The sequence below is a fragment of the Pseudomonas sp. BF-B-15 genome (genome assembly GCF_019946675.1).
Lineage (GTDB): Bacteria > Pseudomonadota > Gammaproteobacteria > Pseudomonadales > Pseudomonadaceae > Aquipseudomonas > Aquipseudomonas migulae.
Map to the genome: position 1 here is coordinate 1 of NZ_JAGYFZ010000170.1, position 6,772 is coordinate 6,772.

The 6,772-nt window shown below is 59.7% G+C and carries 5 protein-coding genes; 2 read left to right on the forward strand and 3 right to left on the reverse strand.

What is annotated here, in order from left to right; genetic code table 11:
* Positions 1–25: 25 nt before the first annotated feature.
* Entirely contained in the window at positions 26–769 is a 744-nt protein-coding gene (lpxH, locus tag KGA97_RS28585) for a UDP-2,3-diacylglucosamine diphosphatase (RefSeq protein ID WP_192227323.1), read from the reverse strand.
* Complete coding sequence (locus KGA97_RS28590; RefSeq protein ID WP_008032775.1) at positions 766–1,269, reverse strand: peptidylprolyl isomerase; 504 nt, start codon at positions 1,267–1,269, stop codon at positions 766–768. Before KGA97_RS28590 ends, lpxH begins: the two co-directional genes overlap by 4 nt.
* Positions 1,270–1,519: 250 nt before the next feature.
* Here KGA97_RS28590 and KGA97_RS28595 point away from each other — a divergent pair, with 250 nt between their 5' ends.
* Positions 1,520–3,220, forward strand: coding sequence for a glutamine--tRNA ligase/YqeY domain fusion protein (locus KGA97_RS28595; RefSeq protein ID WP_008032773.1), 1,701 nt, complete (start codon positions 1,520–1,522; stop codon positions 3,218–3,220).
* Between the two features lie 17 nt (positions 3,221–3,237).
* On the forward strand, positions 3,238–4,620 hold the full coding sequence (gene cysS, locus KGA97_RS28600) for a cysteine--tRNA ligase (protein WP_008032770.1): 1,383 nt from the start codon (positions 3,238–3,240) through the stop codon (positions 4,618–4,620).
* 191 nt (positions 4,621–4,811) lie between these two features.
* Here cysS and KGA97_RS28605 read toward each other — a convergent pair whose 3' ends face one another.
* A complete protein-coding gene (locus tag KGA97_RS28605; protein ID WP_223481926.1) occupies positions 4,812–6,653 on the reverse strand; it encodes a sigma-54-dependent Fis family transcriptional regulator in 1,842 nt (613 codons plus the stop codon).
* Positions 6,654–6,772: the final 119 nt, after the last annotated feature.

Here is a 6,772-nt window from a genome sequence, read left to right on the forward strand (position 1 = left end):
GGCAAGCCTCGCTCCTACAGGGACCTCATTCAACGGTAACGCGCGGGGGGCCGAAATCAAACGGCGCCAACGCAAACCCGCTCTCATCCACCTGCAACGCCCAGCCCTGGCGATCCCAATCCCCCAGCACAATGCGCTTGGCCGCTTGCTCGCCAATCTGCAACTTGTGGATGGCCGGGCGATGGGTGTGCCCGTGGATCAGGGTTTTCACGCCATAGGCCTGCATCACCCGTGGCACTTCGTCCGGCGTGACATCGACAATGTCATTGGCCTTCATCCGCGTCTGCGCACGGCTTTCGCTGCGCAGTTTGCGCGCCAGTTTATGGCGGGTGCGCAATGGCAAGTGGCGCAGGATGAACAGGGTGATCGGGTTGCGCAGGTAACGACGCAGCTTCATATAAGCCTCGTCGCGGGTGCAGAGGCTATCGCCGTGCATCAAGAGCACCGGCTCGCCGTTGAACTGCACGACACTCGGGTCCTTCAACAGCGTACAACCGGCCTGTTTGCAAAAGGCCTGGCCGAGCATGAAGTCACGATTGCCATGCATCAGAAAAATCGCCGTGCCGCTGTCGCTGAGGTCGCGCAGGGCCTGGCAGATGGAACGCTGGAAGGGCGTCATGGCATCGTCGCCAATCCACGCTTCGAAAAAGTCGCCGAGGATGTACAACGCACTCGCCGAGCGGGCGCGTCCGGCGAGCAAATCCAGAAACGCCCGGGTGATGTCCGGGCGCTCCTCTTCCAGATGCAAGTCTGAAATCAGCAATATCACTCAATGATCTCGGCTTTCTCGATGATCACGTCGTCTGCTGGTACGTCCTGGTGGCCGGCCTTGGAGGTGGTGGACACGCCTTTGATCTTGTCGACAACGTCGGTACCGGCGGTCACTTTGCCGAACACTGCGTAGCCCCAGCCCTGAACGTTCTTGCCGCTGTGGTTCAGGAAGCTGTTGTCAGCGACGTTGATGAAGAACTGGGCGGAAGCCGAATGCGGCTCCATGGTGCGGGCCATGGCGACGGTGTATTTGTCGTTGGAAAGACCGTTGTCGGCTTCGTTCTGGATGCTTGGGCGCTTGTCTTTCTTTTCTTTCATGCCTGGCTCGAAACCGCCGCCCTGGATCATGAAGTTACCGATGACGCGGTGGAAAACAGTGTTTTCGTAGTGACCGGCTTTAACGTACTCGATGAAGTTGGCCACGGTGATCGGGGCTTTCTCGGCGTTCAGTTCCAGGACGATGTCGCCGTGGTTGGTGGTCAGTTTGACTTGGGTCATGATCGGTACTCTTTCTGGGAATTCGTGGGTTTCAGGGCTGTCGAGCCCTCAACCGGTCCGGCCGATGTCGGCCAAGGTGCGCAGTTTAGCGCGACAGACGCCAATTTCGAGGCTGTTTTTCATTTGCATCCGATTAAATGCAGCCGTTTTCGGGCCTGTACTGTCAGCGACTTGACGGCTTCGGCTATGATAGCGGCTTTGTTTTATCAGGCCCGTGTTCCGGCCGCGCACTTGTACGTTCAAGGATCCTATGAGCAAGCCCACTGTCGACCCTACCTCGAATTCCAAGACCGGCCCTGCCGTGCCGGTCAATTTCCTGCGCCCGATCATCCAGGCGGACCTGGACTCGGGTAAGCACACGCAGATCGTCACCCGTTTCCCGCCTGAGCCCAACGGCTACCTGCACATCGGTCACGCCAAGTCGATCTGTGTGAACTTCGGTCTGGCCCAGGAGTTTGGCGGCGTCACCCACCTGCGTTTCGACGACACCAACCCGGCCAAGGAAGACCAGGAATACATCGACGCCATCGAAAGCGACGTCAAATGGCTGGGTTTCGAATGGTCCGGCGAAGTGCGCTATGCCTCGCAGTATTTCGACCAGTTGCACGACTGGGCCGTTGAACTGATCAAGGCCGGCAAGGCCTACGTTGACGACCTGAGCCCTGAACAAGCCAAGGAATACCGTGGCACTCTGACCGAGCCGGGCCGCAACAGCCCGTTCCGTGATCGCAGCGTCGAAGAAAACCTCGACTGGTTCGCCCGCATGCGTGCCGGCGAGTTCCCGGACGGCGCACGTGTGCTGCGGGCCAAGATCGACATGGCTTCGCCGAACATGAACCTGCGCGATCCGATCATGTATCGCATCCGTCATGCGCATCACCACCAGACCGGTGACAAGTGGTGCATCTACCCGAACTACGACTTCACCCACGGTCAGTCGGACGCCATCGAAGGCATCACCCACTCGATCTGCACCCTGGAGTTCGAAAGCCACCGTCCGCTGTACGAGTGGTTCCTCGAGAACCTGCCGGTGCCGGCGAACCCGCGCCAGTACGAGTTCAGCCGCCTGAACCTGAACTACACCATCACCAGCAAGCGCAAGCTCAAGCAGCTTGTGGACGAGAAGCACGTCAATGGCTGGGACGATCCGCGCATGTCCACGCTGTCCGGCTTCCGCCGCCGTGGCTACACCCCTGCGTCGATCCGCAATTTCTGCGACATGATCGGCACCAACCGTTCCGACGGCGTGGTTGACTTCGGCATGCTTGAGTTCAGCATCCGTCAGGACCTCGACGCGAACGCCCCGCGCGCCATGTGCGTGCTTCGTCCGTTGAAAGTCGTGATCACCAACTACCCGGAAGACAAGGTCGATCACCTCGAACTGCCTCGTCACCCGCAGAAAGAAGAACTCGGCGTGCGCAAGCTGCCGTTCGCCCGTGAAATCTACATCGACCGCGATGACTTCATGGAAGAGCCGCCAAAAGGCTACAAGCGCCTGGAGCCGAACGGCGAAGTGCGTCTGCGTGGCAGCTATGTGATCCGTGCCGACGAAGCGATCAAGGACGCCGATGGCAACATCGTCGAACTGCGTTGCTCGTACGATCCGGAAACCCTGGGCAAGAACCCTGAAGGCCGCAAGGTCAAAGGCGTGATTCACTGGGTGCCGGCCGCGGCCAGCGTCGAGTGCGAAGTGCGTCTGTACGATCGCCTGTTCCGCTCGCCGAACCCTGAAAAGGCTGAAGACAGCGCCAGTTTCCTGGACAACATCAACCCTGATTCGCTGCAAGTACTCACTGGTTGTCGTGCTGAACCCTCGCTGGGCAATGCACAGCCGGAAGACCGTTTCCAGTTCGAGCGCGAAGGTTACTTCTGCGCGGATATCAAGGACTCGAAACCAGGTGCTCCGGTATTCAACCGTACCGTGACCTTGCGTGATTCGTGGGGCCAGTGATTCAAGGAACCTCTAACGTGCTTTCGATCTACAACACGCTCACCAAGAGCAAAGAAGTATTCAAGCCGCTGGATGGCAACAATGTGCGCATGTACGTCTGCGGGATGACCGTGTACGACTACTGCCACATTGGCCACGGCCGCAGCATGGTCGCGTTTGACCTGGTGACCCGCTGGTTGCGGTTCAGCGGTTATAACCTGACGTATGTGCGCAATATCACCGACATTGAAGACAAGATCATCAATCGGGCCAAGGAGAACGGTGAGCCGTTCGACGTGCTGACCGAGCGCATGATCACCGCGATGCACGAGGACGAGGCGCGCCTCAACATCCTCAAGCCGGACATGGAACCGCGGGCCACCGATCACATCGCTGGCATGCAGACCATGATCCAGACCCTGATCGACAAGGGTTACGCCTACGCACCGGGCAATGGCGACGTGTACTACCGCGTCGCCAAGTTCATGGGCTACGGCAAGCTGTCGCGCAAGAAGATCGAAGACCTGCGTATCGGCGCGCGGATTGAAGTCGACGAGTCCAAACAGGACCCGCTGGACTTCGTGCTGTGGAAAGGCGCCAAGCCGGGTGAACCGAGCTGGCCATCGCCGTGGGGCGACGGTCGTCCGGGCTGGCACATCGAATGCTCGGTGATGTCGACCTGCTGCCTGGGCGAGACCTTCGACATTCATGGCGGCGGCAGCGACCTTGAGTTCCCGCACCATGAAAACGAAATCGCCCAGAGCGAAGCGGCCACCGGCAAGACCTACGCCAACGCGTGGATGCATTGCGGCATGATTCGCATCAATGGCGAGAAGATGTCCAAGTCCTTGAACAACTTCTTCACCATTCGCGACGTGCTGGAAAAGTACCATCCGGAAGTCGTGCGTTACCTGCTGGTGTCGAGCCACTACCGCAGCGCGATCAACTATTCGGAAGACAACCTCAAGGACGCCAAAGGCGCACTCGAGCGTTTCTACCATGCGTTGAAAGGCCTGCCGACTGTCGCGCCTGCTGGTGGCGAAGCTTTTGTCGAGCGCTTCACCCAGGTGATGAACGACGACTTCGGCACGCCGGAAGCCTGCGCGGTGCTTTTCGAGATGGTTCGCGAGATCAACCGTCTGCGCGAGAGCGATCTGGATGCGGCGGCGGGTCTGGCGGCGCGTCTGAAAGAACTGGCGAGCGTGCTGGGTGTGTTGCAGCTTGAGGCCGATGACTTCCTGCAGGCCGGTGCCGAAGGGCGGGTTGATGCGGCTGAGGTTGATGCGCTGATTGCTGCGCGTCTGGCGGCTCGCGCCGGTAAGGACTGGGCGGAATCCGACCGTATTCGCGATCAACTGACCGCGATGGGTGTGGTGCTGGAAGACGGCAAGGGTGGTACGACCTGGCGTCTGGCTGACTGATTGCTGCGTTCGTTACAAACAAAACCCGCCTTGTGCGGGTTTTTGTTTTTCGTATGGGCATCAGGGATGTGGAGTTGCGGCTGACGTCATCGCCAGCAAGCTGGCTCCTACAGGGGGCGAGTCGTACACAACATTCGCGAACGACTCGACCCCTGTAGGAGCCGGCTTGCCGGCGATTGACCGCGCAGCGGTCAGCTGTCTGATTGACGCAACCTTTTATAGAGGGTGTTGCGACTGACCCCCAGCCGCCGCGCCAGATGGGAAATATTCCCCCCAGCCGCCTGCAACTGCCGATTCAAATCCTCCACATCATTCAAATCAACCGCCAACGGCTCATCCACCTCCACCGGTTCCATCTCCAGATCGACAAAAAAATCATCCGGCAAATGCTCCGGCCGCACCGGTTGCTCTTCCGCCATGGCCAGCGCCACCTGCATCACGCTGCTGACCTGCCTTAAATTCCCCGGCCACGGGTGACGGCCGAACAACTCCAGCACCTCACGGCTCAACCCGGCCCACTGCGACGGTTCACGGTGTTGTTCCCACAAGCGTTTGAACAGCGCCTGCTTGTCGCTGCGTTCCCTGAGCGGCGGCAATTCCAGGGTCAAGCCGCCGATCCGGTAATACAGGTCTTCGCGAAACCGTCCCAACTGAACCTGCTCGCGCAACGAACGGTTAGTCGCCGAGATAATGCGGATATCCACCGGGAACAGCTCGCTGCTGCCCACCGGCTGCACGCAGCGCTCCTGCAACACCCTTAATAGCCGGGCTTGGGTCGGCAATGGCATGTCGCCGATTTCATCGAGAAACAGCGTGCCTTTGTCGGCCTTGCGAATCAGCCCGATGCTGCCTTTCTGATTGGCACCCGTAAACGCGCCTTTCTCGTAGCCGAACAGCTCGGACTCCACCAGTTCGGCGGGGATCGCAGCACAGTTGACGGCAATGAATGGTTGTTTGCTGCGAGAACTGGCCTGGTGCAGCGCCTTGACGAACACTTCCTTGCCGACTCCGGTTTCGCCGTGGATCAACAGCGGAATGTCTTTCTCCAGCAGGCGCTCGGCCTGGCGCACGGCTTTTTCCACTCGGCTGTCGCCGAAATGCAGGGTATTGAGGCTGATCGCGGCGGGTGCGGGTGCCGTCACGGCGGGCTCGGCGAACATTCTTGCCTGGATCGGTGCCTGTTTCGGCCGCTTCAACAGGCACTGGAAGCGGTTGCGCCCGGACGCCTGGAGGGAGAAGGGCAGGCCGTCCGGCTGATTCAGCAGTTCCAGCAACGAGACCTTGAACAGGCTCTCGACACTGACCCGCGACAGGCTGATGCCCAGCAGGTTATCGGCGCGGCGATTGGCTGAGAGCACCTGGCCGGTCTCATCGAAAATCAACAATCCCGCCCATTGGCTGTCGAGATTGTTCAACCCGGTGTTGAACGTCAGTTGAAAATGCTGGCCATGGAACAGGTTGAGGATCAGCCGGTTCTCCACGGTCTGGCTCATCATCTTGACCATGCCGAGGGTGTGGGACGGCGGCAGGTAACTGTCGCTGGACACGTCCAGCACCGCGATGACCTTGCGTTCGGCATCGAAAATCGGCGCGGCGGAACCGGTCATGAAGCGGTTGGCCTTGAGGAAATGTTCGTCGTGCTCGATGTGCACCGCCTGCTCACAGGCCAGGGCGGTGCCGATGGCATTGGTGCCGCTGCAACGCTCCATCCAGCTGGCGCCGGCGCTGAAGCCGCGGGTCAGACTCGGCTCGATGAAGCGCTGGGTGCCCCAGGAGGTCAGGACCTGGCCCTGATTGTCGGCGAGCATGATCAGGCAATTGGAATTGCTGAGGATGTTTTCGTAATAGGGCAGGACCTCCTGATGGGTGGTCTGCACCAATGAATGCTGGCTTTCCAGCAACTGCGCGATGTCCGCTGCCGGTAGCTGGTCGAATGCCGGGGCACTCTGATGATCGAGCCCGAACGCGCGGCAACGTGACCAGGAGTCCTGGATGATGGCGTCGTGGGACAAAACGGGGGCAGGTGCGGCCATTACAGTCAGCCTCTGAATAACGCTTTTATTGTTGTTATAGGTATTCCCCCTGTGGGAGCGAGCCTGCTCGCGATTACGGTGGGTCAGTCGAAATCAAATTGACTGACCCACCGTAATCG